At 42.5% G+C, this 25706-nt stretch carries 22 protein-coding genes; 21 read left to right on the forward strand and 1 reads right to left on the reverse strand.

Features of this window, described 5'->3' with window-relative positions:
* Positions 1–3: 3 nt before the first annotated feature.
* The 21 genes from VPNCDNU1_RS24660 to VPNCDNU1_RS24760 all read left to right on the forward strand — a co-directional run bounded on the left by VPNCDNU1_RS24660 (position 4) and on the right by VPNCDNU1_RS24760 (position 25201).
* Positions 4–999, forward strand: coding sequence for a glycosyltransferase family 2 protein (locus VPNCDNU1_RS24660; protein ID WP_104402824.1), 996 nt, complete (start codon positions 4–6; stop codon positions 997–999).
* 4 nt (positions 1000–1003) lie between these two features.
* Positions 1004–1984 carry a polysaccharide pyruvyl transferase family protein gene (locus VPNCDNU1_RS24665; RefSeq protein WP_167404885.1) on the forward strand — a complete coding sequence of 327 codons (981 nt, stop codon included), beginning with the start codon at positions 1004–1006 and terminating at the stop codon, positions 1982–1984.
* Positions 1977–3389: an oligosaccharide flippase family protein gene (locus VPNCDNU1_RS24670; RefSeq protein ID WP_167404886.1), complete on the forward strand. Its 1413-nt coding sequence runs from the start codon at positions 1977–1979 to the stop codon at positions 3387–3389. Before VPNCDNU1_RS24665 ends, VPNCDNU1_RS24670 begins: the two co-directional genes overlap by 8 nt.
* 12 nt (positions 3390–3401) lie before the next feature.
* Positions 3402–4529, forward strand: coding sequence for a glycosyltransferase (locus tag VPNCDNU1_RS24675; RefSeq protein WP_104402827.1), 1128 nt, complete (start codon positions 3402–3404; stop codon positions 4527–4529).
* Positions 4530–4552: 23 nt separating this feature from the next.
* Complete coding sequence (locus VPNCDNU1_RS24680; RefSeq protein ID WP_104402828.1) at positions 4553–5446, forward strand: glycosyltransferase family 2 protein; 894 nt, start codon at positions 4553–4555, stop codon at positions 5444–5446.
* 56 nt (positions 5447–5502) lie between these two features.
* Positions 5503–6630, forward strand: coding sequence for a glycosyltransferase (locus tag VPNCDNU1_RS24685; RefSeq protein ID WP_104402829.1), 1128 nt, complete (start codon positions 5503–5505; stop codon positions 6628–6630).
* Positions 6631–6653: 23 nt separating this feature from the next.
* Positions 6654–7553 carry a glycosyltransferase family 2 protein gene (locus VPNCDNU1_RS24690; RefSeq protein ID WP_104402830.1) on the forward strand — a complete coding sequence of 300 codons (900 nt, stop codon included), beginning with the start codon at positions 6654–6656 and terminating at the stop codon, positions 7551–7553.
* Positions 7550–8662 (forward strand): glycosyltransferase, encoded by a 1113-nt coding sequence (locus VPNCDNU1_RS24695; protein WP_104402831.1) that lies wholly within the window; start codon positions 7550–7552, stop codon positions 8660–8662. The genes VPNCDNU1_RS24690 and VPNCDNU1_RS24695 overlap by 4 nt, the downstream gene beginning before the upstream one ends.
* On the forward strand, positions 8662–9384 hold the full coding sequence (locus VPNCDNU1_RS24700) for a WecB/TagA/CpsF family glycosyltransferase (RefSeq protein WP_104402832.1): 723 nt from the start codon (positions 8662–8664) through the stop codon (positions 9382–9384). Before VPNCDNU1_RS24695 ends, VPNCDNU1_RS24700 begins: the two co-directional genes overlap by 1 nt.
* Position 9385: 1 nt before the next feature.
* A complete protein-coding gene (locus VPNCDNU1_RS24705) occupies positions 9386–10138 on the forward strand; it encodes a heparin lyase I family protein (protein WP_104402833.1) in 753 nt (250 codons plus the stop codon).
* A gap of 2 nt (positions 10139–10140) precedes the next feature.
* Positions 10141–11394 (forward strand): O-antigen ligase family protein, encoded by a 1254-nt coding sequence (locus tag VPNCDNU1_RS24710; RefSeq protein WP_104402834.1) that lies wholly within the window; start codon positions 10141–10143, stop codon positions 11392–11394.
* 393 nt (positions 11395–11787) lie between these two features.
* The gene (locus tag VPNCDNU1_RS24715) at positions 11788–13032 is read left to right on the forward strand and encodes an O-antigen ligase family protein (protein WP_104402835.1); all 1245 of its coding nucleotides are present in this window, start codon (positions 11788–11790) and stop codon (positions 13030–13032) included.
* 392 nt (positions 13033–13424) lie between these two features.
* Positions 13425–14330: a hypothetical protein gene (locus tag VPNCDNU1_RS24720; protein ID WP_104402836.1), complete on the forward strand. Its 906-nt coding sequence runs from the start codon at positions 13425–13427 to the stop codon at positions 14328–14330.
* Positions 14331–14541: 211 nt separating this feature from the next.
* Positions 14542–16242 carry a type I secretion system permease/ATPase gene (locus tag VPNCDNU1_RS24725; protein WP_104402837.1) on the forward strand — a complete coding sequence of 567 codons (1701 nt, stop codon included), beginning with the start codon at positions 14542–14544 and terminating at the stop codon, positions 16240–16242.
* 10 nt (positions 16243–16252) lie between these two features.
* A complete protein-coding gene (locus VPNCDNU1_RS24730) occupies positions 16253–17560 on the forward strand; it encodes an HlyD family type I secretion periplasmic adaptor subunit (protein ID WP_167404887.1) in 1308 nt (435 codons plus the stop codon).
* Between the two features lie 126 nt (positions 17561–17686).
* Complete coding sequence (gene galU / locus VPNCDNU1_RS24735; RefSeq protein WP_104402839.1) at positions 17687–18553, forward strand: UTP--glucose-1-phosphate uridylyltransferase GalU; 867 nt, start codon at positions 17687–17689, stop codon at positions 18551–18553.
* 25 nt (positions 18554–18578) lie between these two features.
* Positions 18579–18989 (forward strand): VanZ family protein, encoded by a 411-nt coding sequence (locus VPNCDNU1_RS24740; protein WP_104402840.1) that lies wholly within the window; start codon positions 18579–18581, stop codon positions 18987–18989.
* Between the two features lie 137 nt (positions 18990–19126).
* Positions 19127–20407: an exonuclease subunit SbcD gene (gene sbcD / locus VPNCDNU1_RS24745; protein WP_104402841.1), complete on the forward strand. Its 1281-nt coding sequence runs from the start codon at positions 19127–19129 to the stop codon at positions 20405–20407.
* Positions 20404–24072, forward strand: coding sequence for an SbcC/MukB-like Walker B domain-containing protein (locus VPNCDNU1_RS24750; protein ID WP_104402842.1), 3669 nt, complete (start codon positions 20404–20406; stop codon positions 24070–24072). Before sbcD ends, VPNCDNU1_RS24750 begins: the two co-directional genes overlap by 4 nt.
* 28 nt (positions 24073–24100) lie before the next feature.
* Positions 24101–24553, forward strand: coding sequence for a MarR family winged helix-turn-helix transcriptional regulator (locus VPNCDNU1_RS24755; protein ID WP_104402843.1), 453 nt, complete (start codon positions 24101–24103; stop codon positions 24551–24553).
* Positions 24554–24586: 33 nt separating this feature from the next.
* Positions 24587–25201, forward strand: a complete 615-nt coding sequence (locus tag VPNCDNU1_RS24760) for a fumarylacetoacetate hydrolase family protein (RefSeq protein WP_104402844.1) — start codon at positions 24587–24589, stop codon at positions 25199–25201.
* Between the two features lie 54 nt (positions 25202–25255).
* On the opposite strand, the gene VPNCDNU1_RS24765 is transcribed toward VPNCDNU1_RS24760, so the two are convergent.
* Positions 25256–25633: a VOC family protein gene (locus VPNCDNU1_RS24765; RefSeq protein WP_167404888.1), complete on the reverse strand. Its 378-nt coding sequence runs from the start codon at positions 25631–25633 to the stop codon at positions 25256–25258.
* Positions 25634–25706: the final 73 nt, after the last annotated feature.

Raw genomic sequence — 25706 nt, forward strand, 5'->3', positions numbered from 1 at the left:
ATAATGGAAATGCTAGATAAACCAACCGTTGATATCACGATTCTTTCTTGGGATCGAATTGACGATACGCTTGACGCTATAGACAGTGCACTAACTCAGCAAGGTATTGAGTTGAAGATTATTGTTGTTGACCAAGGTTCGCAACCTGATGGATTGGCGCGGCTACGTCAGCATTGTCTTAAAGATACACGCATACAATTGGTGTGTAATCGCACTAATTTAGGTGTTCCAGGAGGACGAAATCAGGCGTCAGATCAAGGGACTGGAGATTTTATTGTCGCGCTGGACAATGATGCTGAATTCATTGATGAGCATCAGTTAGCAAAAGCATGTGAAATCATGAAAAGTGAACCAGAAATCGGCGCATTAGCGTTCCGCATTCTTCGCTTTGGCAGCCAAGAAGATGACCTGACAAGTTGGTCTTACCACCAAAGTGCGGAAGAAGCTTCAGTACAATCTTTTTATACTGATCGTTTTGTCGGGGCCGGTCACATGCTTAGACGTGACGCCTTTGATGGGATCAATGGCTACGATGCCGACCTCTTTTTCTTACATGAAGAAGTTGATCTGTCAAAACGCTTGATGAATTCCCATTACAAAATTAAGTACACACCGGAAGTTGTCATTGGTCACAAAGTTTCTGCTGAGCACCGTGTTGCTTGGACTGGTGGGCGCTGGACTTTTGATGTACGAAACAAAACGTATCTTCATTTTAAATTTAAAACCTTTCTACCAACTGCGATATTCCACACGGGTATTTTAGTTTGGCGAGGTGTTCGCTCTGGTCTTATTTGGTCGACATTTAAGGGGCTTTTCCAAGGGTTTTCTATGGTGCCCCAAGCAATAGCAGCATGGAAGACTCAGCCAAGTGTGAATTCTGACGCCCAAGCTAAGGCATATATGGACTCTTGTTCACCTACACAAGGAATGAGCGTTATGCAACGCGTTAAGATGCGTTTGAGCAGTGCTAAACCTGTGCCAGTAAAGCCTAAAGGATAATATCGTGGAACAATCAGCCCCTATCATTGAATTCAACGAACAAATTCTAGCTTCGTTGAAAAAAACGTTGGTTGAAAACTTTCGACCACATCTAGAGAACAAAGACGCAATTTTTATCGATTACCCAGTTCACCTTAATGTTGGTGATCTTTTGATTGCTGAGGGCACTGAAGCGCTTTTTAGAGCATTGGACGTAAATATCACTGCACGCATATCTGAACGTAACCAAGAACGCTTGTTCAGTAAGAAAATTCCTAAAGAGACGGTTCTTGTGCTTCATGGCGGTGGTAATTTCGGTGATTTATACCCGCATCATCAGTCGTTACGCGAGCGTGTAATCGAGTCGTTTCCGGAAAACACGATTCTGATCATGCCGCAGTCTGTTCATTATCAAGATCCTTCTCAGTTAACTCAAAAGGTTCCACTGTTTAAGTCTCATAACAACCTTTATATGTTTGTCCGAGATGAGCACTCATTCGAGGTGATGAGTGAAGCGTTTGATAGTGATCATCTGAAACTGTTGCCTGATATGGCGTTTGCAATGTCTGATCGTTGGAAAGGTATTGTCCGCACTTCTGAAGGAACACTAAGTCTGAGAAGGCGCGATATTGAAGCAACAGATACCGGCGAAGATGGCGAAAGATTTGATTGGGATGACCTTTTCCAACCCTTTGATGAACGTTGCTACAATATCGCCAGAAGGCTTGCTAGGTATGAAAACAAACTTCATTTGAATTTGGGGCTGGATGCGTTCTGGAAGTGGTATAGCAACAACTTGATTCAGCGGGGTGTAGAGAAATTTACATCTTATAGCGTTGTTGATACAGATCGCCTTCATGGGATGATTCTTTCTCTTTTAGTTGGTAACGATGTTGTTATGAGAGATAACAGCTACGGCAAATTGCGACGTTATGCTACGTGCTGGCTTGGATTAAAGCTCGATGAGACCTACGCAGAAGACTCAAAGAAAGCTGCAAATGAATAGTCGTGTAATCAAATTGCTGTGGATTGCATTTGAAAAGTTTGGCATGACAATTGTCTCAATCGCCACGTTTTTCATTTATGCAAAGATTCTGACCCCTTCAGTATTTGGTATGGCGGTGCTTGCACTGTCTATTGGTCAGGGGGCGGCGTACATTTTTGGCAATCTGTTTGAAGATGCGCTGGTTCAGCATAAAGATCCGCAGTCGGTGCACTTTGATACCGCGTTTTGGGGAGGCATTAGCTTAAGTGTTGTCCTAAGTTTTTCGATATTGGTAGTCTGCTGGTTGCTTGCTTTAGACACAGAACTCTTTGGTCTAATTGTATTTTCGCTACTCCACATCATCTTAGTCAGCATGGCATCGCTTTATGTAGCGATACTTCGTCGTACAGGGCGATTTGATACATTGGCAAAACGTTCAATGTTATCTCGCTTAGCTGGAGCTGCTTCAGGAGTTGGTTTAGCCTTGTATGGATTTGACAGTGTCGCTGTGGTTGCCCACTCAGTGATGATTGAAATTGTCGGTCTGGCTTATCTACTTCTGGTTTCCAACCACAGAATCGGACTGAGCTTTCAGCGCAAAGCCTTTTTTGAGCTAGGTTCTGTTGGTTGGATGCTGTGCGTTCGACGCTTAAGTTGGGACGCTTCAATTCGAGGTATTCCAATTTTGCTCGGAGTGACATCAGGGACAGCGGCAGTCGGTCTGTTTGGATTTGCATGGCGTATGGTTGAAATGCCACGTAGTGCTATTGCAAGTGGGTTGCTCAGTTATGCGTTGCCTGTATTTTCACGTCGACAAAACGAAAAAGAAGAGCTGCGTCAACTGTTCTTGGCATCCACAAAATTCACTGCCATGATAGTTACGCCATTGTTTGTTGGGTTGGCCTTAGTGGTTCCAACGTTTGTTCCCTGGCTGTTCGGCGATAAGTGGTTAGATGCGATTTTACCTACTCAGATCTTTGCCATAGTCGCCGTGATTAGCCTTGCCCGGATCTATGTTCCAGTATCATTTACTGCGGTAGCAAAACCGAGTACAGCTTTGATTTCGGATGTAGTTGCTACATTTGTAGCGTTAGCTACTACCGCATTACTTGGTGCTACCTACGGTGCGATGGCAGCCGCATTTGGCATGCTTTTACGTGTTTTCGTAACGATGCCGTTTAGTATGAAAGGCTACTACAAAATATTCGGGCTTAGCTGGTTTTACCAGATTAAACCCGTTTCCGCTGCTTGGTTGGCTTCACTTGGAATGACGTTTGCTGTTGTAATCTCAGGGCAGTTTATTGAATCGTCATTAGCGATAATTTTTGCAGCCTCCTGTTTGATCGGTGCGGCGAGCTATGTGGTTTGCATGAAATTAGTGTATCCCTCCTGGCAGCAGGATTTCCGCCAATTTCTGAATAGATAAAGTTGAAATGATATGAATAACGTCATTATTTTTTCAAACCATCTTCTTGCTTACTCAGAAACGTTTATCAGATCACAGGGAGAAGCATTAAAGCACTTCAAGGCTCAGTATGTAGGGAGTGATCAAGTTGAAAAAGGACTTTCACTTCCTAGTGATCGTACTCATCTCGTTCGAACTGGCATGCTGGGAACTCTGGCGGACAATTTGTTTAAATTGGGTTTCGTGCATCCTAACTTTCTCAGAAGAATGAGAAAGCTCAAACCTGAATTGATTCATGCTCATTTTGGTCCAAATGGAATGACTGCACTATCGCTTGCAGAGAAGCTAGGTGCCCCCCTTGTTGTGACTTTTCATGGCCATGATGTTATTGAATCTCCAACGATGGAAAAGCATGGGCGCTTGCATATCTGGTATATGGATCGTAGATCGAGACTTGCAGAGAACGTGGCTCAGTTTATTGCCGTATCGAAGTGGGTAAAAGACAGAATGGTAAAGCTCGGGTTTCCTGAAAGTAAGATCATTCAGCATTACATTGGTATCGATACTCATTTTTTTTCACCAGATGAATCGACTCACCGAGAAAAGATCATTCTTTGCGTTGGGCGCATGACTGCCTACAAAGGGCAACGATTTTTAGTTAAAGCCATGTCTAAAGTTCAAAAACTTGCCCCTGACTATAAGCTAGTGCTGGTTGGAGATGGCGAAGAAAAAGTGCAACTTGAAGAACTGGCTCAATCCAAAGGTATTCGAGTTGAGTTTACTGGTCGGCAAACACCAGAGCAGGTTAAGCAATGGATGCAGAGAGCAAGCGTGTATGTGCAACCTAGCATCAGAATGCCAGATGGAGAGGAAGAAGCGCTTGCCTTAGCTATTGTGGAAGCACAAGCGGTGGGGACGCCCGCTGTGGTTTTCAATACTGGTGGAATGCCTGAGGCCATTATTGATGGTGAGACAGGAACCGTGGTTAACCAAGAGAACAGTGACGAGTTAGCCGATGCGATTTTGAACCTGTCTTATGACCATGAGCGTTGGGACCGATACAGTAAAAATGCCATTGAGTTTGTACGTCAGACTCATAACTTAGATAAACAGTGTGTAGCACTTGAGAGTATTTACCAGAATGTGCTGCAGCAGAATTAACAAAATTTAGTAGGGATACGTCAGTGAAACTTTCCGTAATTATTCCATCCTACCAATCTCAAGATAACTTGGGGCGCAACCTGTCGGCTTTGGCTAAGCAGATGGATAAGGTCGATGCAGAGGTATTGGTCGTCGACTGTTCTCCTGGAGATGAAGTCGACCAGATTTGTGTTCAGTACCCGTTTGTCCGTTTGCTCAAAGAAGAAAAGCGTTTTAACCCTGGTGGGGGGCGCAATATTGGGGCTAAATCAGCAAACGGTGATTATCTTATTTTTGCCGATGCTGATGTTGTCCTAGATGAACAGGCGCTTCAAAACGTCGCAAAACACGCTTCAGATGGAGCGAAAATATTTGGTGGCGCACTGGATCTCGATAAAAAAGGGGATGTAACGCTAACCTCTTATATTGAGCATTATTATTTTAATCATGAATCCCAATCTTCTCGCACGCCTACTGAGCGCGCGAACTTAAGCTCGGCGCTTATGATTGTCGAGAAAGCTCTGTTTGATGAAGTAGGTGGGTTTAGTGATATTCCACGTATGCAGGACACTGAGTTAACCGAAAGACTGGCACGTATGGGTCATACATTACATTTCTTCCCAGACATCATTGGCTACCAGATTCAGGATTCCCCCTTCAAAAAGGTCATTAAAAAAATCTACATAACAGGTAACAACCTGTTCTTCCTGCGTTATCAGTCAAAAGAAGGAGGCATGAACAAATGGTTACTGGCACTGCTACTACCTTTGATGATGTTGGCAAAAATTACTCGAATTAATATTCGTAATCTCAAGTATGCGTTTAGCCCATTCATGCTAATCGTGTTATGCCCCGTCATGTATTTTTGTGGTTTTGCCTGGATGCTGGGTTTTTATAAAGGCATATTCGTAAGTGATGGTATAGCTGCAGACCGTTAACCATGAGCATCGCAACTTTTCGCGGGCCATTTTTGAACAGATAAAGTAGAAATAGTATGAACAACGTCATTATTTTTTCAAATCATCTTCTTGCGTACTCAGAAACGTTTATCAGGGCACAGGGAGAAGCATTAAAGCATTTCAAAGCTCAGTATGTAGGCAGCGATAAAGTTGCTCAGGGACTTTCACTACCTAGTGATCGAACTCATATTGTTCAATCCGGTGTGTTAGGGGCGGTAACGGATAAATTGTTTAAATTGGGCCTTGTGCTTCCCAACCTACTAAGAAGAATGAGAAAGCTTGAACCCGAATTGATTCATGCTCATTTTGGTCCCAATGGATTGACAGCCTTATCTATTGCCGAAAAATTAAGTACCCCACTAGTTGTGACTTTTCACGGTTTTGATGTGATCGAACACCCTTCATTGGAAAAGCATGGGCGGCTGCACTTGCGGTATATGGATAAACGATTTGAATTAGCTGACAGGGCGACTCAGTTTATTGCTGTTTCAGACTCTATTAAAGAACGAATGATTCGTCTTGGGTTCCCTGAAGACAAAATCATACGTCATTATATTGGTATAGATACTGAAATTTTTGTGCCTTCTAAAAATATTAAACGTGAGAAAGTTATTTTGTGTGTGGGTCGGATGATTCCAATAAAAGGACACCGATTCTTGATTGAAGCCATGTCCAAAGTCCAAAAACTTGCCCCTGATAATAAGCTGGTGCTGGTCGGAGATGGCGAAGAAAAAGCCCATCTTGAAGAACTGGCTAAATCCAGAGGCGTTCAGGTTGAGTTTACAGGTCGGCAAACACCAGAGCAGGTAAAGCACTGGATGCAAAGAGCAAGTGTGTATGTGCAACCAAGTGTCAGAATGCCCAATGGGCAGGAAGAGGCGCTCGCCCTAACTATTGTGGAAGCACAGGCTGTTGGTACGCCAGCAGTGGTATTCAATACTGGCGGAATGCCTGAAGCCATTATTGATGGTGAGACTGGCACCGTGGTCAGTGAAGAAAACGTTGACGAGTTGGCCGATGCGATTGTTAATCTGTCTTATGACCACGAGCGTTGGGACCGATACAGTAATAATGCCGTGGAGTTTGTTCACCAGACTCATAACCTAGGTAAACAGTGCGCAGCACTCGAGAACATTTATAAGAATGTGCTGCAGCAAAGTTAACGAAATTTAGTAGGGATACATCAGTGAAACTTTCCATAATTATTCCGTCTTACCTCTCTCAAGATAACTTAGGACGTAACCTGTCTGCATTGGCTAAACAGTTGGATGAGGTCGATGCAGAGGTATTGGTCGTAGATTGTTCACCAGGGATTGCAGTCGACCAGATTTGTGCTCAGTATCCGTTTGTTCGTTTGCTTAAAGAAGAAAAACGTTTTCACCCCGGTGGTGGTCGTAACATAGGGGCTAAATCTGCAAACGGTGATTATCTTGTATTTGTCGATGCTGATGTTGTACTAGATGGACAGGCGCTTCAAGATGTTGAGAAACATATCACAGATGGTGTGAAGATATTTGGTGGAGCACTGGATCTGGATAAAAAAGGGGCGGTAACACTGACCTCTTATATTGAGCATTATTACTTTAATCATGAATCTCAGTCTTCTCGCACGCCTACAGAGCGAGCGAATTTGAGCTCGGCATTCATGATTATCGAGAAAGCTCTATTTGATGAAGTGGGCGGGTTCACTGATATCTCACGTATGGAAGATACCGAATTGACGGAAAAATTGGTGCGTATAGGTCATACTCTGCATTTTTTCCCTGATGTGATTGGCTACCAGATTCAGGATTCTCCCTTCAATAAAGTCGTCAAAAAAATCTACATCACTGGAAACAATTTGTTCTTCCTTCGATATCAGAAGGAGGATGGCGGTATGAACAAGTGGCTACTTGCACTGCTTTTACCTTTGATGATGATGGTAAAAATTACTCGAATTAACTTTCGTAATCTCAAGTATGCCTTCAGCCCATTGATGCTGCTCATCTTATGTCCTGTCATGTATTTTTGTGGTTTTACTTGGATGTTGGGCTTTTATAAAGGGATATTCGTCAGTGATGGCATAGTGGCAGGTTTCTACTCATGAGTATCGCGATTTTTTCAATCAGTGATCAGTACCTAAAATTTCATCGACGTCCTTTTATCAAGGCGATAAGTGAGGAGTTGGACAATAAAGACACACCTCTGCTTTATTTCAAAAGACCAAAATGGTTTTTAAAGGCAGACACTAGCTACAAGGTTCCGGAAAAGTTTGGCAATGTACAGGTTCTGCCTTTGCTTACTTTACTTCCTATTAGTTGGACAATGAGTAATGCATTTGTCCGCTGGCTTGCAGTGACGTTGCCGATCAAGTGGCAAGTAATAAAAGCTGGAAAGCGTTGTGGGAGCAAAGTGAGTTGTCTCTGGTTTTACAAGCCGGACCAATACTTATATCTGAAAGGGGTTGGGATACCGTACGCTTATACTCATTATGACAATTACGATGACGATAAAGAGTACCCGTTTTCTCATTATCCTTCTTACCAGAAAACATTGAAAGCATGTGTTACAAACAGTGCCGCATGTTTCGCAACCAGCCATCAACTGGTCGAGAAGCTTTCTAAGCTGACTTCACATTCAAACGTACAGTATTTACCTAACGCTGTGGGCAGTGAATGGGTGAATGCGTTCGACAGAGATTCTGTCTCAGAAAACGTTATTGGTTTTGTAGGTTCTATCGATCAGTCGACCGATGAGCGTCTAATTGAACAGGTTTGCGAGCGTTATCCTGACATGACCATAATGATGGTTGGAAAGGTTGGAAACGACGCCATTACGGCTCTTTCTCACAAATATTCGAATTTAACGCTGACAGGGCTAGTTCCTTACGAACAATTACCCAATTTTATGTCCACATTTAAAGTCGGAATATGTCCCTACCGAATGTCTCCTTTCAATCAGTACCGTAACCCTTTGAAGTTATATGAATATTGCGCTGCTGGCATTCCGTCTGTCTCTAGCCAATGTGACTTTGACAAGGAAGGTAAACGACTGGTCCACGTTGTCGAAACGGATGATGAGTTTGTTGATTCAATAGGCAAGGCAATTGAATCTGATACTCCATCAACAAGAGAAAAAAGAAAAGCGTTTGCAAAACAAAACACTTGGGCAGTACGAGCAAAAGAAGCGCTCAACTACATTAAGGCAGCAGTTTAATGAAATTGGAATTTCGTCAGTTCGTTTCAAAAATTACCGTATTTGAATCAACCGATCGGGTTGTTCAATATTGTCGTCAGTATCTTGAAGAAGGAAAGCGGCTCAATATCGCATTCCTAAATGCCCATGCTTTTAATCTCGGATGCAGAAATTCGGGCTTTGTCGATTCCATCATGGCGAGCGATCTGGTTTTACGAGATGGAATTGGTGTAAAGCTCCTTTTCAAAATGCTGGATAAGGAACCTGGATACAACCTCAATGGCACCGATCTCATTCCTGTATTGCTTACTCAGGTGTATCAGGGAAAAAAAGTGGCATTGTTTGGTTCAACAAACAAAGAACTGACGGTTGCCAGACAAAAACTTGAAACTCAGAATGTACAAATAGTGACCGTTCTTGACGGCTTTAAGGAACCCAGTGCATATGTTCAACATCTTGTCGATCACGAGGTTGATTTGGTGGTGATGGCAATGGGGATGCCTAAGCAAGAAGCTGTGTCTAAAATGATATGCGAGACGTATCCAAACATATCGACCATCAACGGTGGAGCCATTGTGGACTTCATAGCTGGTAAGGTTGAAAGAGCACCTGAATGGGTGCAAAAACTCAGCTTAGAGTGGGCTTACCGGTTAATGAGAGAGCCGAAGCGCTTGTTCAATCGATATGTTATTGGGAACGTCACTTTCTTGACCCGAGCTATGATTGTGAAATTGAGTGGATAATATGTTAGTCAGCAGGAAGCGATACTCAGCAGTATTTTTCGTTTGTGCACTTTTGACGATGACTTTTTCTTCGTCAGCCAGTCCAAAAAAAACACTTCAACAAGAAGAATTTATTTCTACAGAAAATCCGGTTTCATTCGTTTACGAGTGTCATCCAGAATTATGGGACAAAGGATCGCTCAGCACGTCTGTAGAGTTCAAGCTGAAGCCTAAAAAAGGCAGGAAGCGCTGTGAAATTGCAGTTCAAAAAGGGCTTGAGCGAGACAAACCCTTCTCCTTGAGCTTTCGCTTTTTGGTTAACGATACTTACCAGTATTCCAATCAGTGGCACAGCTATTTTCAAATTCATTCCTTCCCTGACAAAGGAGAAAGCTGGCGTTGCCCAATCATGGCATTAGAAACTAAAAACGGAAAACTCAGAATGTATAATCGCTGGGATCAGAAAAAGATATCTAGCACCAAACGTGGTTCCTGTGCTGCAAATGGTAATTCTATTCGTTCTCGGACGCTTTTCGAAGGTGTGAGCTACGCAGCTAATGTATGGAATCAGTTTAGAATAGAAGGTGTATTATCTACTTCTAACAACGAGTGCCTCAAAACCTACTTAAATGAAGCTTTACTGAGCGAAACATGCGGTCCCAACACATTTAATGATGCCAGAGTGCCGTTCTTTAAACTGGGTATTTACAAGCCAACAAGCTGGGATAAGTATCCCGAAATAAGCCTTAAGGTTAAGGATCTGGAGCTTAACTAAGTATGCTGATTCGAAGAGACTCTTTTAATTTTTTCTGTCTGACTGCACTATTTTATCTGGTGCTGATACGATCTACCAACATGGGCTTCGGTTACCCAGCAGCCCAGCATCTTCTGGGTCACATAAGCTATACACCACAAAAATTCATGCAAATGGCACTGCTTGGCTTAACTGCCTTATTCTTTTTCTTTACGGGAAAAAGAGTATTAGCGCAGCTGAGGATCAGTGTACTGGCATACGCTATTATTGCGTTCAGCTTGCTTTCGATTTTGTTTTCTCCAAACTCAAGTTCCGCCCTTCGGTACTTGATCTCGATTTCTGTTGTTTCGATACCTGTCTTTCTTTACTACCGATATTACGGACCAGAAGCGCTTTACAATACATTGGTCACCTTTTTTACTGCAGTCGTCGTGTTGAATGTCATATATGTATTCGTCTTTCCTCAATTCGCGATCATGAACGGTGTACATGCGGGTTCTTGGCGAGGATTGTTCGTTCATAAAAACGGTGCAGGTTCATTTTTTGCTGTTATCAGTATTATATTTTTTCAGCGCTGGTGGTTTGAATCAAAACGTAAAGATATTAAACAACTGAGTTTATTTTTGTGTTGTTTATTAATGGTTATCATGTCTCAGTCAATAACGGCGCTGCTGACAATGATCATAGTGATGACCACTTTTTTCTTCGTACGTTTTGTAATAGCCAAACCACTGATTAGTCAGAAAATAGTATTGCTGACTTTTTACTCTGTAGGTCTTATTTTTTTAGTGACATTATTGAATATCTTTCTGTACGACATTCTCATCTTACTTGGGAAAGACCCGACTCTGACAGGTAGAACAGGGCTTTGGGAAGTGCTATTTGGGTTGATATTTGAACGACCATTGTTCGGGTATGGAATTGGCGTTTTTAGTCGCCCCGAAATCATGTATCAATACTCCTCGGCGTTTGGTTGGGCCGCGAAAACAACGCACAGTTCATATATAGACCTCGCTCTTGGTATTGGTATTCCAGGGAGCATAGCGGTATTTATCTGGATTGGTAAAAGTATGTTTTCTGCGCTTATGTCTAAGACACTGACTCATACTTATGAGCAGCAGTTAGCGGTTGCAATTGGCGTGATTGCTGGTGGTTTAACTATCGCATCGGCATCAAGTGGTGTGTTGCTGAGTAACGCTTTTATATGGGTTCTAGTTCTGAGTATGATTTTGTTCTGCCACTCAAGAGAAGTAGAGGATGAAGTGCCGTTGGATTAGTTATCCATTCCATTTATAGACTTCATTGCAGGTATGGTTGACCAGGCACTTGAGTGGATACAAAAATCAGCTAAACAGTATTTTTGTTTGTGCACTTTTGACGATGATTTTTTCTTCGTTTGCCAGCTCCAAAAAAACAACTCAGCAAGAAGAATTATTTCTACGGTAAATCCGATTTCGTTGGTTTACGAATGTACTCCGACACTATAGGAAAAACGATCTCTCAGCACATCTGTAGAGTTCAAACTGAAGTCAATAAAGATAGGAAGCGCTGTGAATCACAGTTGATAGTGTCAGGATGCTATATTTAAAACTGTGTATTTACAAGCTAATAAGCTGGGATTGGCACCTCGAAATAAGCTTAAAAATTAAAGATTTGGAGCTTAACTAAGTATGCTGATTCGAAGAGATTCGTTTAATTTTGTCTGTCTGACTGCGCTGTTTTATCTGGTGCTGATCCGATCTACTAACATGGGCTTCGGTTACCCGGCTGCTCAGTACTTACTGAGTAACATCAGCTACACACCGCAAAAGTTCATGCAAATGGCGCAACTTGGTCTCATTGCCGTATTCTTTTTCTTTACAGGAAAAAGAATATTTGCGCAAATGAGGATAAGTTTACTCGCATATGCCATTATTGCGTTCAGTTTGCTTTCGATTTTATTTTCTCCAAACTCAAATCTTGCCCTTAGGTATATGATCTCGGTTGCTGTTGTTTCGATACCTGTCTTTCTCTACTACCGATATTACGGACCAGAAGTGCTATACAATACGTTGGTCACCTTTTTTACAGCGGTCGTCGTGTTGAATGTCATATATTTACTCGTCTTCCCTCAACACGCGATCATGAATGGCATACATGCGGGTTCTTGGAGAGGGTTGTTTGTTCATAAAAACGGTGCAGGTTCGTTTTTCGCAATTATCAGTATTGTATTTTTCCAGCGTTGGTGGTTTGAATCAAAACGTAAGGATATTAAACAGCTGAGTTTATTTTTTTGTTGTTTGTTAATGGTCATTATGTCTCAGTCAATAACGGCATTGCTGACAATGATCGTTGTAATGACCACTTTTTTCTTCGTGCGTTTTGTAATAGCCAAATCAATGATTCGTCAGAAAATAGTATTATTGGCTTTTTACTCAGTGGGACTTATTTTTTTAGTGACTTTATTGAATGTCTTTCTACACGACTTTCTGATATTGCTTGGGAGAGACCCAACTCTGACCGGAAGAACAGGGCTTTGGGAAGTCCTCTATGAATTGATTTTTGAGCGTCCATTAGTTGGGTATGGAATCGGTGTGTTTAGCCGACCAGAAATTATGTATCAATATTCCTCGGAATTTGGCTGGGCAGCGAGATCAACACATAGCTCATATATGGATCTCGCTCTTGGTATTGGTATTCCAGGAAGTATGGTTGTTATTGTTTGGATAGGTAAGTGCGTTTTTTCTGCGCTCATGTCTAAGACATTAACTCATACTTACGAGCAACAGTTAGCGGTGGCAATTGGTGTGATAACTGGTGGTTTAACTATTGCATCTGCATCAAGTGGAGTATTATTAAGTAACGCTTTTATATGGGCTCTAGTGCTAAGTATGATTTTGTTTTGCCACTCAAGAGAAGTAGAAGATGAGGCTTAACGAGATTAAGTATTAATTCATTAGTTTGGTGCTAGTGTTCATAACTGATTGATATATATTTAATTAATTGTTTTTTTGTTCATTTTCTTGTTATTACCACTAATAAATAAATAGTACTGATCTTTTTTATTCATTATTTCTTAAAAATTTGGACTAATATTGTCATGCCTAAAATTAGGAAAAGTCACCTTATTTAATTAACCCTTTAATATTAGGTTAGGAAACTCTAATGCTCCAGTCCTATTTTGTCATTATTGTCTGTCAGAGCAGTGTCAAATTGACGTTAAGCTCAATATAATTTTTCATGATTTCAACAATGTGGCACCAAACATAATAAGCCTTATATCTTGGTGCTAGTTAACTTGTGTTATTTATAATTTGGAGACATGGAAATGACTACAACATATGTAGGGACAACTAATACAGATGGCACAGGCTCAGCGTCAGGTCTTACTGCAGGGAATGCAACTCAATCTCTAACTGGAGTGGGTTCGGTATCTGCAGATGGTGTAAACCTAGAGTCTACGAGCGGTGTTTTGAGCGCCACGATCCTTTCTTCCGACAGCTGGAATAAAGCGGGTTACAAAGAAGCGAAAGTTGACGGTAATGATCAAATTGTTTACGTAAACAACTTTGTCGATGTCGACATTGATAACCAAAACAGCAATGGCTCATCGATTGTTGTTTCAAATGCAAAGCGTGGTGAAATCGACACAGGTACAGGTAACGACAATATTGCTGTGTCTGCATTCTCAAATAGCATCAACTGGGGCAACCTCTTTGAGGTTAATTCAGGTGCGGGAAACGACACCATTTCAATCACAAATGCAAAAAACTCTCAGTTCACACGTTTTGATATTGATGCGGGCACAGGCAACGATGTGGTTGATGTATCTGGTTTACTCGGTCCTGCTGCAGGCGTTACTGGGCGTGATGCAGACGGTGGCTCTGGTTTCGATGTATTAAAACTGAGCGGCACGGATACGGTGACGTTTGAAAACTTTGAAGTAGTTAAAGGCACAGGGAAAGTTGCGCCAGCTGCACTCACTATTGACAGCACCTTACTGGCTGCAAATGATGCTGAATCGGAAGTTGGATTTGGTTTAGTACTGTCCAATATTGACCTAACACTGGACGGAAGCATTACTGGGCATTCCAGCAGCGCATTGAGTTCTGCAGAAGAAATGTACTTGCAGGCGCAAGGTCTGAATGCTGATGTATTCTACTCTGTGACAGTTTACACTGCTGACGACGCCTATCAGATCCTGACTACTGATACGGACTTTGCTCCAGTATAAGCCAGTCCTAATGAGGGATCGCTTGCTAAGTGCGATCCCTTTTAGTACTTGGCTCATGCACAGGGGTGAAATTACTCCCAATATGCATTCTGAGTATGCCCGTGAAGCCTGAGGCACTTTATACTTGTTTTGTCTTAGGTTTTTTATTTTAAGAGTCTAAGCAGGCTAGAAACATAATAAATATTAAAAGACTCACAGGCAGAAATCGTTTATGAAACGTTGGTCTACATTCACTTCTTATCGCAAGAAAAACTTCTTCTATTTTCAAATATTCTCCGTATTTGCAAATCTCTTAGTATTGGTATTGCCAATATACAGTTTGCAGGTATTTGATCGCGTACTTTCTTCTCGCAGTACAGATACGCTGCTTTTTCTCGCTTTAATTGCGGTATTTCTCCTTATCGTACAAGTTGCGATGGACTACACACGACAACAAGTTCTCAATAACCTTTCATCTATTTATGATCAATCGTTTGGCGAATTGCTGATTCAAAAGAGCCTTAACTTATCTTCCATGAATGCGGCAGCTGCACACAAAGCGGTAAAAGATCATCAATTGGCGAAACAATACTTATCTTCTCCTTTTCATCGAAGCTTATCAGACCTTCCTTGGTCGCTCATTTTCATCGTTGTTTTATTTCTTCTTCATCCAGTACTCGGCGCTTACGCGCTTGCAGCAACACTTGTACTATCGGTTGCAAGCGGCTTGTTACTGCTGTTGACACACAAAAACATGAACGAAGCGAAGAATATGGCGATCCAGCAATCGTCCTCAGTTCAAAAGCTGTTTAGCAAGGGGAAGTTACTTAAGGCGTATCAAGCTTCTGGAAAAGTACTGGAGCGCTGGAATCAAAAACACAGCCGGACCCTTGAACAAGAGCAGCGTTCTAAGCGATTTACAAATCATGGTCAAAGTGTCATTAAGATGATCAGAATGACCGTTCAAATTGGTGTTTTTGCAGTTGGTGCTTGGCTAGTTATTAACGAGCAAATAATGGCCGGTTCGCTTTTGGCTGCTTCAATATTGCTAGGAAGAATACTGGCACCGATTGATCAAGGTGCAAGCCAATACTTCAATTGGTTGGAATCGAAAGAAGCGTTTGAAAGAATCAGTGCTGTTTTTTCTAGTCATCTAGAAGACAGTAAAATGGATATCACATTAGATGAGATTGAATTGTCTGTTGACCAAGTCACTTACCGGGGGCTAGGCGACCGGCTTTTGGTTCACAATATAGGCTTCAACCTAAAGCCTGGTCATTGTTTGGCTATCAAAGGGGCATCTGGAGCAGGTAAATCAACCTTGCTCAAGCTTTTGGCGAATTATTACGTACCAACTAAAGGGCAAGTACGAGTCAATGGAATCAATATCGATAAGCTAGATACCATGCGACTCGCTGAGTCCATCGGTTATTTACCCCAAGTGATTGATGTTTTTGATGCCACCGTATCCGACAATATCAGTGGATTTGGTGATCACTTAGATATGCATGTCCCTGAAAATGTCGTAAAAGCGAGTAAAGCGGCACAGTGCCACAGCTTCGTTGCCAAGCTTCCGCAAAGTTACGGGACCATGCTTGGGTTAGAAGGGGTGGAATTGTCTCGTAGTGAAATGCAACGATTAGCCTTAGCGCGCTGTTTTTATTACCAACCCAAACTTCTCATTCTGGATGAGCCGACGGCATTTCTTGATAACCCAACGATTCAATACTTAGTTAAACACCTAGAAACTCTAAAAAGTAACGGAGTTGGGATTATCTTCGTAAGCAGTTCCCCGCTAATGATGAAGTTGGCTGATTATGTCGTTGAACTTAAAGATGGTGTCATTTCTGAAGCGTACGAGAACAAAACGAAACTGGATAAGAAAAGCGTGAATATCGCCAGTCACTCAAACTACCAAGCGATGAAATACTAAAGGCTTCATGATGAATGACTCAACACAGTTAATGACGGACAACAACCGTCTCATAAAGCGCGCGACGATTTTTTTGTTCTTGAGCTTAGGTTTATTCGCGGCTTGGACTTGGTTCGCGAAGTTGGATTCCGCGGCCATAGCTTCGGGTATTGTAATTGTCGAAAGTAAGCGGAAAAGCATTGAACACTTAGAAGGGGGGATTGTTGCCCAAGTCTACGTTCGTGAAGGTCAGAAGGTAGAGAAAGGTGCTCCGCTGATAAAAATCTCAGACATCACGTTTCAGAGTCGACTAAAACAAACCCAACTTACTTGGATTAGCCGCCAGATAGAATATCAACGATTGTTGGCAGAACGAGATGATTTATCCCGTTATGTCCCCTCGATCGATAAAGTTCAATTTCCCCACCTTGCTTTGGAAATTGACACGCTAATAGCAAACCAACGATCTCTGTTTGCCAGCCGCATGGATATGCGGATAAAGGAGCTGGATATCGTGGACTCACGTTTGAAACAGACGCGAAATCGACGCTCTTTCTCATCTCAGATGCTAGCGCAAAGAAAGCAAGCATTGGAATTTCTCAACGATGAAATAGAGATGCACGATCAACTTTTGGCAGAAGGTTTTACTTCGCGCTTAAAGTTATTAGAACTCAAGCGTTCAGAAGTCTTGTTGGTCTCCGATATTATCTCGGTTCGGGCGGAATTGGATGGGCAGATATTATCAGTCTCTGAACTGGAGCAGCAAAAAAGTGCGATTAAACAAAGAAATCGCTCCGAGGTTGAAACTCAAATCGCTGAGGTTCGTAATGCGCTTATCACTTTGGAGGCTGAATTAAACCTCGCCAAGGATGTTCAAGCTCGTACGGTCGTAAAGAGTCCGGCTAGTGGCGTCGTATTAGGGCTGAAAGTGAATGCGGCGGGCGAAGTCGTAGGGGCAGGCGAAAGCCTTATGGAAATTGTTCCAGACAACGACAGCTTGATTGTAGAAGCGATCATAAACCCTACGGATATAGATGTGGTAAGGATTGGTCAACAAGCGTTGATACGTCTCTCTGCATTTAACTTTAGAACGACTCCTCCAGTGCAAGGTGAAGTTGTATACATAGATGCAGACAGAACGAATTCTGATGGCGAGGAGTTGAGTGGCTTTAAAGTGAAAGTGAAGCTAAATAGCCAAGAAATATCCAACAATCCAGACTTGGAGTTGTACCCTGGGATGCCAGCAGAAGTCTACGTATTACTAGAAGAAAAGCGCCCATTGGACTACTTGTTAGAACCACTGAAAGTCAGTTTACTGAGAGCCTTCAGAGAAAGCTGAAGCTGAACCAAATATAACAATCACTTATTTAAAGTGAGACACGAAAAGTCCTTTGCCTTTTCACCAATAACACCAATTTAAATCTTATGGGTTAACCCATAACTGAACAACGAAAACGGAGTTGAGATGATCAAGAAATGCCTTTTTCCGGCAGCTGGCTATGGAACGCGCTTTTTACCAGCAACGAAATCGATGCCTAAGGAAATGATGCCTATCGTTAACAAACCATTGATAGAATATGGTGTGGAAGAAGCGATACAAGCTGGAATGACCGACATGTGTATTGTGACGGGGCGTGGTAAACATTCTCTAATGGATCACTTTGATAAAAACTACGAGTTAGAGCACCAAATCAGTGGTACAAACAAAGAAGAACTGCTGATCGATATTCGTGAAATTATCGATGCGGCTAACTTTACTTACATTCGTCAACGTGAGATGAAAGGATTGGGTCACGCCATTCTTACAGGTCGCGAATTGGTGGGTGATGAGCCATTTGCTGTTGTCTTGGCTGATGACCTTTGTGTGAACAAGTACGAAGGCGTATTGGCACAAATGGTCGCACTGTATAAGCAGTTTCGCTGCTCGATAGTCGCGGTTGAAGAAGTACCAGAAGAAGAAACACACAAATACGGCGTGATTTCTGGGGAAATGATCAAAGACAAACTATTCCGTGTTGATGACATGGTAGAAAAGCCTGAACCGGGTACAGCACCGAGTAATCTGGCGATCATTGGCCGTTATATCTTAACGCCTGATATTTTTGAATTGATTGAGAAAACAGAACCAGGCAAAGGTGGTGAAATCCAAATAACGGATGCACTTCTTAAACAAGCGCAATCTGGATGTGTTCTAGCTTACAAATTCGACGGTCAGCGATTCGATTGTGGTAGCGTTGAAGGCTATATCGAAGCGACCAATTACTGCTACGAAAATGTTTATCTTAAAGGTCACGCTTCAAAACTTGCCAAAAAGGTAACAGGTAAGAAATAATTGAAGGGGATATCACCCTGAGATTATGACAAAGATGAAAGAACTCGATAACCAGACCAATCGTTCCAACTCAGCTCAACAGAGCTTGGTGATTGGTCTGTTTTTTAGCTGCATCGCATTGGTAGGCAGCCTTTCTATACTTCAGAGCATCGGTTTGCTTTCCGGTGACCTGCGTTATGCCATTCAGCACTATGATCTTGCTTTTCACTTCTCTTTTGCTTTTGTATTGGGTTTTACAGCAACGCTCGCAAGCAAAGTAACGGGAAAACCATTTCTGAGTTTGTTGCTGCTATTAATGCTGATTGACGAATTTTCCCAGATCTGGATTCCCAGCCGGCAATTTTCTTGGGTTGATCTCTCGTGTAATATTTTCGGGTGCCTTGGTGGTGTTTTGCTATACCAAGTTTCATTCTTTTTTTCGAAAGATCTCAAATAGCTTAAACTCTTACCCGCACTTCATTAACCAAGTGATACGCCTAAACACTGCCTGTTATTACCTTAATACCATTTCCTAGCATCTTGAGGTTACTTGGGTATAAACTGGCTGCATGATAAAAACGAAAAAACAATGACATGCGGATCATTCACACCTCAGACTGGCATTTAGGTCAAAACTTCTACACCAAGAGCAGAAAAAACGAACATCAGGCTTTTTTAGATTGGCTTCTAGAGCAGATCACAGAGCATCAAGTTAACGCACTGATTGTCGCTGGTGACATTTTTGATACGGGCTCACCACCCAGTTATGCCCGAGAAATGTACAACCAGTTCGTCGTTGCGCTGCAAAAAACGCAGTGTGCGTTGGTTGTTTTGGGGGGTAACCACGATTCTGTTTCAGTACTGAATGAAACAAAGCAGATTCTCGCGTACCTCAATACGCACGTAATCGCGAGCAGTCTTGAGGAAAATGATCAGCAAGTTATAGAACTAAAAGGCGACAAGGGCGATATTGGAGCTTTGCTGTGCGCTATACCTTTTTTACGCCCAAGGGATCTGGTTGTCAGTCAATCTGGTGAATCATCGACAGACAAAAAAGTAGCGTTGGCAGATGCGATTAAAACGCATTATGCGAGCGTGTATAACCACGCACTCATCAAGCAAAAAGAATTACAACGTGCGCGCTCAGATAGGGCTATCCCTATTATTGCTACTGGTCATCTCACTGCTTTGGGGGTGAAACAATCTGAATCGGTCAGGGATATTTATATAGGTAGCCTAGAAGGGTTTGCCGCTGATGGTTTCCCCCCCGCAGACTACATCGCACTAGGGCATATTCATCGCCCCCAAATAGTGGCTAAAAAGGAACACATTCGTTATTGCGGCTCACCTATTCCATTAAGCTTTGATGAACTGAAATCAGAGAAACAAGTATTGTTGCTGGATTTTGAACAAAGCCCTTCACCAACCATTACACCTATTTTTGTTCCCCGCTTCCAAGCAATGGCAACCATTTCAGGCTCTTTGGCTGAAATTGAAACTCAGCTCAATGATTACCGGTTAGATGAGAATTCGTCAAAAGAGGCTCAGAATGAACATCAGGTTGGGGATGGCGCAATGTGGGTTAGCATTGAGGTAGAAATAGACGACTATCTTTCCGATCTTCAGCAGCGTATTCAGCTACTGGTTGCGGATCTCCCTGTTGAAGTGCTGCAACTTAAGCGCAGCCAGTCCTCGCGAAGAAAGGCACTGACGCAACAAAAGAATGAGACGCTAGATGAGCTTAAACCAGCTGATGTGTTTGAGAAAAGGTTGGATCAAGAAGTGTTTGAATCTGATGAAGAGCTAGAACGAAAGACGCGATTACAAAACGCATTTTTGACGATCGTATCGGAAGTTGAGGAATCAATGAAATGAAAATCCTCTCTTTAAGGTTTAAAAATCTCAACTCGCTTAAAGGGGAGTGGAAAATAGATTTCACCCAAGCGCCTTTTAACGACAATGGGCTTTTTGCCATTACAGGCTCTACAGGGGCAGGAAAAACCACGCTCCTCGATGCCATATGTTTAGCGATTTATCACAAAACACCGCGCCTTGGGTTGCTCACACCTTCAAACAATGAAGTGATGACCAGAGGAGAAGCGGAATGCCTCTCTGAGGTTGAATTTGACGTTAAAGGTAAAGCCTATCGAGCGTTTTGGAGCATGCGACGTTCCCATGGCAAGTCCGACGGAAACCTTCAGGCCGCCGTCGTTGAACTTGCAGAAGTTGAAAACAACAAAATCATTGCTTCACAAGCCAAAAAGAAATTGGAAGTCGTCGAACACGTAACAGGGCTAGACTTCGATCGTTTTACTAAATCCATGATGCTTTCCCAGGGGCAATTCGCTGCGTTTCTTAATGCTAAAGAGTCTGAAAGAGCGGAGCTGCTAGAAGAGCTAACGGGTACCGAAATTTATGGGCTGATATCGGAACGTGTTCATCAACATTGGTCAGAATCCAAACAGAAGATGGTGGCGCTAGAGTCACAAGCACAAGGTGTGCAACTCCTCAGTGCGGAATATTGCAGTGAATTGAAAACGGAGCTCGATAGTTTGATTGCCCTTCAATCCGACGCCAAATTGTCTAAACAGCAATTAGACATGAGCATCCGATGGAAGAATGATAAAGCGAGTTTGGAAAAAGAGCTTCAAAGTGCAGAAGTTGCACTGGAAGCCGCACAGAAATCTCAATTAGAATCTCAAAATGACCTCGATAAGCTCTCGTTTTCTGAGCCCGCCGAACGCCTTCAACCACTCTATTCGAAGTGTACCGAGCTGAATCAGTCGCACTCGCAGCAACAACTTGAAGTCACTGACTTAACGCGCGAAACGACGGAATTAGAAGAGGCATTCCAATCTCTCAATCGAAAGCTTGATGAATCCCAACAAGCACTCTTTAACGCAAAAAAAGAGCAGCATGATCTTGAAGATTTGATTACCCAGACGGTTTTACCGTTGGATAACCAAATGGAACAACTGGCTAATAAGATACAAACAGAATCAAAGTCAGTCGCACAATCCGAAGCCAAACTTAATGACGTGCAAGAGGAATTAAAGCGCATTGAGCTATTGGCGGCATCTCAAAGTAATGAATTGCAAAGTACGGAGCTGTTTCTAAAGCAAAATGAAACGCTTGCTCAGGTTGCCCCAAACTTAGAGAAGTGGAAAGTACAAACCTCTCTTATTCAGAACCAATGGCAGGAAAGCCAACACCTAATCCAAAAGCTAAATCAGGCAGAGTTTGAGCTCAGTGAGTATGTAAAGAAAAAGAGCCAGTTAGAGTCAGAAAAGTCGCAGCTCACCCCTGCTTATGAACAGCTGAATGACGAAGAAACGAAAGCCACCGCCGCTTTTCAGGCACTTTGTCAAAATGGCACGGTCGAGAATCTGGAATCAGGGCTAGAGAAGCTAAATCAACAGCTAATTTTGACGTTACAGCTTCAGCATAGTCAGGAGCGCTGGAGTGAGCTAAACAATGAGAAACGAAATCTCGATCAGGATCGAGATAAGCAGAAATCAGATCTCGCAGTATTGCTTACACAGCGCGATAACATGCGAGCACAATACAAGTCTCAGAATCAACTGGTACAATCCCTTCACCAGTTGGTGTCTCAAGAGGAACATTTGGCAGTGTACCGCGCTCAATTGTCTCCGGATACCCCTTGTCCTCTGTGCGGTGGCCTAGAGCACCCTATATTGGAAAATGGTATTGAAGCACTACCTGAAACCGTGTCAAAAAAGCGTGAAGCAGAAAGACAACTCGAAGAGATTAAACAATCTGGCGAAGCACTTTCGGTTCAAGTGAGCACGTTAGAACGTCACCAAAAAGAGAACCAAGAGAAAGCCGATTCATTTCAAGTTGAGCTAGGGAAAATTGCTTCTGAGTGGTATCAGAAAGTACCAAATCTGGAAGTGCCGATTTCTATTGAAGATACAAACAGCGCATTGAATGCAGTTAAAGGTTTGGAACAAAGAATTACGTTTACCAAAACACACCTTTCACAGAATAAATCCGCATTCAAAGAGTTAGAACACACTCAAAAGCGCAAAAATGAGCTATCTGAAAAATTACAGCAATTAGATGGGCGGTTGCAGTTACTGGATAAAGACTTACAAATGTCCGAGTCAATGACCAAAGAATTACTCGCTAGATCTCAGGGCTTAACTAAAGAAACACAAACAGCCGAACACGAGTTTAAACACCAGGTTGAATCTTTAGGGCTGAGTTTTCCTTCTCAAAACACCCAACAGTGGTTTGAAGGATTGGAAAAACAAATTTCAGAGTATCAACAGTCCACTCAAAGGTTAGAAGAGTTAAAGCAGAGCATCGCGGTTACTCAAAACCACTCCGATACTTTGGCAAAGCAGAAAGCAGAATTATCGAATGAACTAAACGTCCAGCTTCAGCAAGTAAAAAATACAGAGCATGCTCTGACTGAGGTTAAGTCGAAGCGTTTTGAAGCCTTTAAAGACAAGGTGGTTACGAATGAACGAAATCAAATTCGTGAAAAAGTGACGACTCTAGATAGCTTGCACAAAAGTATTGATGGTCAGCTAAAATTGTCTCAAGAAAAACTAGCGAACGCGCTAGGCAAAAAATCGACCTTGATTACAAACCTAGATGTCACAGAAAAATCGCTTAAAGAAGCCGAAAGCACTTGGCTAACAGCTCTAGAAACGAGCCCATTTGAGAACACAGAAGCGTACCAAGCCGCGCTGTTGTCTGAGGACGAAAAAGGCAGATTAAAGGCGCTTCAACAAAGCCTTAGCCATGCTATCACGCAGTCTCAAACGCTACTTGGAAGTTGCAAAAAGAAACTGAGTGAAATGAATGAGCACGTAAATGCCCTCGAATGGGATAAAGACAGTTTAGAGGCGCTTACTTTTAAACTGGAGGAAGTTCAGCAAGCTTTGGATCTACGAACCAAGCGGGAAGGGGAAATTAACCAAGAGTTGGCATCGGATCAGCAAAGACGAAATGATCAGGCGGCGCTTTTTGAAGAAATAGATAGCTACCGGGTCGTCTACGATGATATCCAGTATCTGCATTCCATGATTGGTTCCCAAAAAGGCGATAAATTCAGAAAGTTCGCACAAGGTTTAACGCTCGATAACTTGATTCATCTGGCGAATAAGCAGCTTTCTCGCTTGTACGGTCGATATCAATTGCAACGCAAGCAAGGTGAAGGCTTAGAGCTCAGTGTGCTGGATTTATGGCAAGGCGACAGTGAACGCGATACCAAAACACTGTCTGGTGGAGAAAGCTTCTTGGTGAGCCTAGCATTAGCGCTGGCTTTATCCGATCTTGTGAGTCACAAGACGAGTATCGACTCATTATTCTTAGATGAAGGCTTTGGTACATTGGATGCGCAAACTTTGGATATAGCATTGGATGCTTTGGATAGCTTAAACGCGTCTGGAAAAATGATCGGTGTTATTAGCCATATTGAGGCGATGAAAGAACGTATTCCGGTTCAATTAAAAGTGTCTAAGAAAAGTGGGCTTGGCATCAGTGAGCTCGCATCCGAATATCGAGTATAAATTGGCATATTAGGGTTTAGAACAAATAATGACGAAGAAAGAGATAGAGAGCGGAAAAGTTCTACAATTGGAAAATCAATTTTGCTTTCCACTTTATAGCGCTACCAATGCCGTGGTACGTGCTTATCGCCCGCTGCTAGAAAAGCTCGATCTTACCTATCCACAATATCTGGTTATGATGGTGCTTTGGTCGCAAAATGGTATTAATGTCAAAGAGCTAGGCAATAAACTCTATTTAGATTCAGGTACACTTACGCCATTGCTGAAGCGGCTTTCGGCCAAACGGCTGGTGGAAAGGCGGCGAGCACAACATGACGAGCGTGTGAGAGAGCTGCACCTAACCGAGCAAGGACATGAACTGAAGTTAGAAGCTCAAAAAGTGCCAAGCGCCATGCTGTGTGCTTTAGACATGGATCTTGAAGATTTGATTCAAATGAAGCAGCTATGTGAAAAACTGCTCAATAAGCTCGATCGCGACTAACTTTAGGATTAACCATTAACTCAAGGATTAGCGATGAACACCATTCAGGTTGAACAACGGACAGTGACACCTTCAAAGATACTATGTGTTGGTCGAAATTATTCAGAACATATTGCTGAGCTGAACAACAGTGTTCCAGACCAAATGGTGGTGTTCAATAAACCCAATAGTTCTATTAGTTCTACGCTCCACTCATTCCACGGTGAAACGCTTCACTACGAAGGAGAAATTTGCTTTGTGATAATGGAAGGTAAGCTTAGCTATGTTGGATTTGGGTTGGATTTAACCAAGCGAACACTTCAATCTAATCTGAAAGGCAAAGGGCTACCATGGGAGAGAGCAAAGGCATTTGATGGCAGTGCTGTATTCAGTCGATTTGTCCCTATTTCTCAGCGAGATTTACCCAATTTGACCTTAGAACTCTTCATAAACTGTGTTCGTGTTCAGTCTGGTGGCACTAAAGATATGCTCTATCCGCCGCTTCAAATTTTGGATGAGCTGCAAAGTTACACCAGTTTGGAGGATGGCGATGTCATTATGACGGGCACGCCAAAAGGAGTCGGAACCATTGAAAAGGGCGATCTCTTTTTAGCGCGCATTAAATGCCAAGATAAAACATTGATCGAAACGGAATGGGTAGCAAAATAGCACTATCCCGTTGCTGCTATCTTATGTTTCTGGATCATGCGCAGTAAAGCGACGCTAGATAGGAAGTGGTGTGGAAACATCAACAAGAACACCAGCCGGGTCTTCTAATAATAGCCTTTTTTGACCATAAAATGTGGGTTCAGGCGTTTGAAGAACAACGTAATTTTTCTGTTCGGCGGCTTTAAATACAGCGTCGACATCTTCGACGACAAGAGTAACAAATAAGCCACTAGCTGCTCCCTGATATCGAGGGGGAACCAATTCATGTTCTGCTGTGATAAGCCCCAATTCAACATTGCTTTTGGGGTGGACCAACTGGATAAACCACTCACTTTCAAAGCCTACATTAAACCCAAACAGTGTTTGATAAAATTGTTTAGATGCGAGTAAGTTGTGGGTACAAAGTGTGGTCATCAATCGATCAACAGACATCATGTTTCCTTTCAAATTGTCTACTCGGGTGTAATTCTAGCACCGAGATAAAAGAGCGAGCGTAGCGTTAGCC

This window comes from Vibrio penaeicida (genome assembly GCF_002933855.1).
Taxonomy (GTDB): Bacteria; Pseudomonadota; Gammaproteobacteria; order Enterobacterales; family Vibrionaceae; genus Vibrio; species Vibrio penaeicida_A.

What these genes read in the sequence shown, in the direction of transcription:
- VPNCDNU1_RS24675 (WP_104402827.1), top strand. Translation starts at nt 3,402, where the DNA reads ATGAATAACGTCATTATTTTTTCAAACCATCTTCTTGCTTACTCAGAA.
- galU (WP_104402839.1), top strand. Translation starts at nt 17,687, where the DNA reads ATGATCAAGAAATGCCTTTTTCCGGCAGCTGGCTATGGAACGCGCTTT.
- VPNCDNU1_RS24695 (WP_104402831.1), top strand. Translation starts at nt 7,550, where the DNA reads ATGAGTATCGCGATTTTTTCAATCAGTGATCAGTACCTAAAATTTCAT.
- VPNCDNU1_RS24765 (WP_167404888.1), bottom strand. Translation starts at nt 25,633, where the DNA reads ATGTCTGTTGATCGATTGATGACCACACTTTGTACCCACAACTTACTC.
- VPNCDNU1_RS24725 (WP_104402837.1), top strand. Translation starts at nt 14,542, where the DNA reads ATGAAACGTTGGTCTACATTCACTTCTTATCGCAAGAAAAACTTCTTC.
- VPNCDNU1_RS24685 (WP_104402829.1), top strand. Translation starts at nt 5,503, where the DNA reads ATGAACAACGTCATTATTTTTTCAAATCATCTTCTTGCGTACTCAGAA.
- VPNCDNU1_RS24740 (WP_104402840.1), top strand. Translation starts at nt 18,579, where the DNA reads ATGACAAAGATGAAAGAACTCGATAACCAGACCAATCGTTCCAACTCA.
- VPNCDNU1_RS24660 (WP_104402824.1), top strand. Translation starts at nt 4, where the DNA reads ATGGAAATGCTAGATAAACCAACCGTTGATATCACGATTCTTTCTTGG.
- VPNCDNU1_RS24755 (WP_104402843.1), top strand. Translation starts at nt 24,101, where the DNA reads ATGACGAAGAAAGAGATAGAGAGCGGAAAAGTTCTACAATTGGAAAAT.
- VPNCDNU1_RS24705 (WP_104402833.1), top strand. Translation starts at nt 9,386, where the DNA reads ATGTTAGTCAGCAGGAAGCGATACTCAGCAGTATTTTTCGTTTGTGCA.
- VPNCDNU1_RS24760 (WP_104402844.1), top strand. Translation starts at nt 24,587, where the DNA reads ATGAACACCATTCAGGTTGAACAACGGACAGTGACACCTTCAAAGATA.
- VPNCDNU1_RS24700 (WP_104402832.1), top strand. Translation starts at nt 8,662, where the DNA reads ATGAAATTGGAATTTCGTCAGTTCGTTTCAAAAATTACCGTATTTGAA.
- VPNCDNU1_RS24730 (WP_167404887.1), top strand. Translation starts at nt 16,253, where the DNA reads ATGAATGACTCAACACAGTTAATGACGGACAACAACCGTCTCATAAAG.
- VPNCDNU1_RS24670 (WP_167404886.1), top strand. Translation starts at nt 1,977, where the DNA reads ATGAATAGTCGTGTAATCAAATTGCTGTGGATTGCATTTGAAAAGTTT.
- sbcD (WP_104402841.1), top strand. Translation starts at nt 19,127, where the DNA reads ATGCGGATCATTCACACCTCAGACTGGCATTTAGGTCAAAACTTCTAC.
- VPNCDNU1_RS24750 (WP_104402842.1), top strand. Translation starts at nt 20,404, where the DNA reads ATGAAAATCCTCTCTTTAAGGTTTAAAAATCTCAACTCGCTTAAAGGG.
- VPNCDNU1_RS24720 (WP_104402836.1), top strand. Translation starts at nt 13,425, where the DNA reads ATGACTACAACATATGTAGGGACAACTAATACAGATGGCACAGGCTCA.
- VPNCDNU1_RS24715 (WP_104402835.1), top strand. Translation starts at nt 11,788, where the DNA reads ATGCTGATTCGAAGAGATTCGTTTAATTTTGTCTGTCTGACTGCGCTG.
- VPNCDNU1_RS24710 (WP_104402834.1), top strand. Translation starts at nt 10,141, where the DNA reads ATGCTGATTCGAAGAGACTCTTTTAATTTTTTCTGTCTGACTGCACTA.